Consider the following 3,013-nt stretch of genomic DNA (forward strand, 5'->3'; position numbering starts at 1 on the left):
GTCGGCGCGGCCGGCCGCCGTGGCGGCATGGGCTTGGCCGAGACCCGGGGCGCGCCCGGGGCCGGCGACGGCGTCGGGGTCGGCGCCGGAGCCGGAGCGGCCGCCGGAGGGGCGGCCGGTGCCGGAGATCCGGCGGATGCGACGAACGCGCTGCGCAGCCGTCGGGCGACGGGCGCCTCGACGGTGCTGGACGCGGACTTCACGAACTCGCCCATTTCCTTCAGCTTGGCGAGAACGGTCTTGCTTTCGACCCCGAGCTCTTTTGCCAGCTCGTGTACGCGGGCCTTACCTGCCACTGCACTCCTCACTCCGAGGTCGTGCGGGCAGTACCCGCAGCGACCTCACTCGTGCACTTGAAGCCTGGTCATTTCAGGGACTTCATCGTGTGCTCATGTCGGTCGTCCTACCCTGCTAGCGACCCTCGCCCGATCGGGCTGACCGGACGTAGTGGTTGGCGCATCGACGTGCTCCGCCAGCTCACCGTGATCAGGGATCCCGGTGATGCGCAGCGCCCGCCCGAAGGCGCGCCGCCGCACTGCTTGCGCGAAGCAGGCCGGATCCGGGTGCATGTGCGCTCCCCGACCCGGCATTCTGCGAGCCGGATCGGGCCGGAGGCTGTGACCAGCCTCGTCACCGACCGCGACGATCCGCAGCAAATCGCTGGCCGGCGCGCGTCGCCGGCAACCCACACAGGTGCGCTCCGGTTGTGCGCGTCGTACCACTGGAGGAAGTCTACCCCTAGGCGCCCGAGATCGCGCCGCCCGGCTCCGGGACGTGATCAGCCCCGCCCCGGCCGGCCGCGCCCGCCTGCTCCGCATCCGACCGGATGTCGATTCGCCAACCGGTCAGGCGGGCAGCAAGCCGGGCATTCTGCCCCTCCCGGCCAATGGCCAGGGAGAGCTGGAAGTCCGGAACGGTCACCCGGGCCGTCCGGGTCGCCAGGTCGACCACCTCGACCCGCAGAGCCTTGGCCGGCGACAACGCGTTGCCGACGAAGTTCGCCGGATCGTCCGACCAGTCGATGATGTCGATCTTCTCGCCGTGCAGCTCGCTCATCACCGCGCGGACCCGCTGCCCCATCGGGCCGATGCAGGCTCCCTTGGCGTTGACGCCCTGGGTGGTGGAGCGCACCGCGATCTTCGTACGGTGACCGGCCTCACGCGCGATCGCGCCGATCTCGACCGTGCCGTCGGCGATCTCCGGCACCTCCAGCGCGAAGAGCTTCTTGACCAGCGCCGGGTGGGAGCGGGACAGGGTGATCTGCGGGCCCCGCATCCCCTTGGCCACGTGCACCACGACGCAGCGGATCCGCTCGCCGTGGGCGTACCGCTCGCCGGGCACCTGCTCGGACTGCGGCAGAACGCCCTCCAGCTTGCCCAGGTCGACGCTGACGATGCCCTTCTCGGTCCGCGTCTCGTGCGCCTGCACCACTCCGGTGACCAGGTCACCCTCGCGGCCGACGTACTCGCCGAAGTGCACCTCGTCGGTGGCCTCCCGAAGCCGCTGGAGGATCACCTGCTTGGCGGTCATCGCGGCGATCCGGCCGAAGTCGTGCGGGGTGTCGTCCCACTCCCGCACCACGCTGCCGTCGTCGTCCAGCTCCTGGGCGTAGACCATGGCGGCCCCGGTCTTACGGTCGATCTCCACCCGGGCGTGCGATTCGGCGCCCTCGGTGTGCCGGTAGGCGGTCAGCAGCGCGGTCTCGATCGCCGCGAGGATCGTGTCGAACGGGATCTCCCGCTCGCGCTCGAGTGCGCGCAGCGCCGCGAGGTCGATGTTCACCTCTCCTCGTCCTCCACATCATCTTCGTCGTCGAAGTCGTCGGTGTCGTCGTCGAACTCTTCCGAGTCCGGCTCCTCGATCTCGTCGAGGCGGTTGAACTCGACCTGCACCCGGCCGGGGCCGAGTTCGGCGTGGGTCAGCTCGGCGCGGCCGGTCTCCGTCTGCAGCACCACGCGCTCGTCGTCGGCCTCGACCACCCGGCCGGTGACCTGCCGGTCGCCCGCGGGCTGCTCGCCGCGCAGCCCGGGCAGCGCGCCCCGGACGGTCACCTTGACCAGCCGGCCGACGTTGCGACGCCAGTGCCGGGGCAGGGTGAGCGGCCGGTCCACGCCGGGGGAACTGACCTCCAGCTGGTACTCCCCGGCGACGATGTCGTCGCCGGACTCCTCGGCCGCGTCGAGGGCGGTGGAGACGGCCCGGGAGACGTCCGCGACGGCGTCCAGGTTGATCCCGCCGTCGGCGTCCACCATCACCCGCACCACGTGCCGTCGGCCCGCCCGGGAGACGGAGAGGTCCTCGAGGTCGTAGCCGGCGGCGGTCACGACCGGCTCGATCACCTCGCGCAGCCGGGCCCGCCGGGTGGCGAGGTCACCGCCGCGCGGGCCGCCGGCGCGTTCCCCGCCCCGCTGGTCGTCGGCGCGTCGGGATTTCCCCGCCGGACCGGTCGACCTGGTGGCACGGCCACGCTGCGTCATCTCCGCACCCTTCTCTGGTCGACGGCGTCCCGATCGGTCGCCATGCCGGCACGCCACCGGGGCGGACGCGCCGGTGGCTGCGCAGAGCGTAACGCGCCTGCCGGGTGCGGACCCGGGCGGCGCACCGACGCCGGTGGCCCACGTACCGGCCGGGATGGTGTTGACTTGTCCGGTGGCGACGGGCAGAACGACGCAGCGCGACGGGACAAGCCGGCATTCCCGGCGAAAGGTGCTGCGCGCCGGGGCGCTCCTGGCGCTGGGCGGCGCCGCGGCGCCGCTGACCGGCTGTGATCTTTTCGACCGCGACGGCGGGCCGGCACCCGGGCCCGATCCGCTCGCGCCGCTGGTGGACGAGTCGCTCCGGCTGGCGGCCGCGCACCGGGACGCCGCCACCGCACATCCCACGCTGGCCGGCCTGCTCACCCTGACCTGCGGCACGTACGGCAACGTGCTGCGCTTCCTGCCGCCGCTGGTCATCTCCGACGACGAACTGGCCCGGGGCCTGGACATCCTGGACGCTGCCTTCGGCTGACGCT

At 72.5% G+C, this 3,013-nt stretch carries 4 protein-coding genes and 1 pseudogene; 1 reads left to right on the forward strand and 4 read right to left on the reverse strand.

The annotated features are described in order from the left end of the window. From NCC78_RS30115 to rimP, 4 genes are all read right to left on the reverse strand, one after another. Positions 1-296 (reverse strand): translation initiation factor IF-2 N-terminal domain-containing protein (locus NCC78_RS30115; protein ID WP_250798769.1); only part of this gene is annotated, 296 nt, incomplete at its 3' end. A 93-nt stretch (positions 297-389) separates the two neighbouring features. Beyond that, entirely contained in the window at positions 390-722 is a 333-nt protein-coding gene (locus tag NCC78_RS30120) for a YlxR family protein (protein WP_250798770.1), read from the reverse strand. Positions 723-738: 16 nt separating this feature from the next. Then, complete coding sequence (gene nusA, locus NCC78_RS30125; RefSeq protein ID WP_250798771.1) at positions 739-1,782, reverse strand: transcription termination factor NusA; 1,044 nt, start codon at positions 1,780-1,782, stop codon at positions 739-741. After that, positions 1,779-2,477 (reverse strand): ribosome maturation factor RimP, encoded by a 699-nt coding sequence (gene rimP / locus NCC78_RS30130; protein WP_250798773.1) that lies wholly within the window; start codon positions 2,475-2,477, stop codon positions 1,779-1,781. The genes nusA and rimP overlap by 4 nt, the downstream gene beginning before the upstream one ends. A 229-nt stretch (positions 2,478-2,706) precedes the next feature. Here rimP and NCC78_RS30135 point away from each other — a divergent pair. After that, a pseudogene (locus NCC78_RS30135) lies at positions 2,707-2,901 on the forward strand (hypothetical protein); the annotation flags it as partial. Positions 2,902-3,013 lie beyond the last annotated feature (112 nt).

This window comes from Micromonospora phytophila, from assembly GCF_023656545.1.
GTDB lineage: Bacteria > Actinomycetota > Actinomycetes > Mycobacteriales > Micromonosporaceae > Micromonospora > Micromonospora phytophila.

What these genes read in the sequence shown, in the direction of transcription:
- rimP (WP_250798773.1), bottom strand. Translation starts at nt 2,477, where the DNA reads ATGACGCAGCGTGGCCGTGCCACCAGGTCGACCGGTCCGGCGGGGAAA.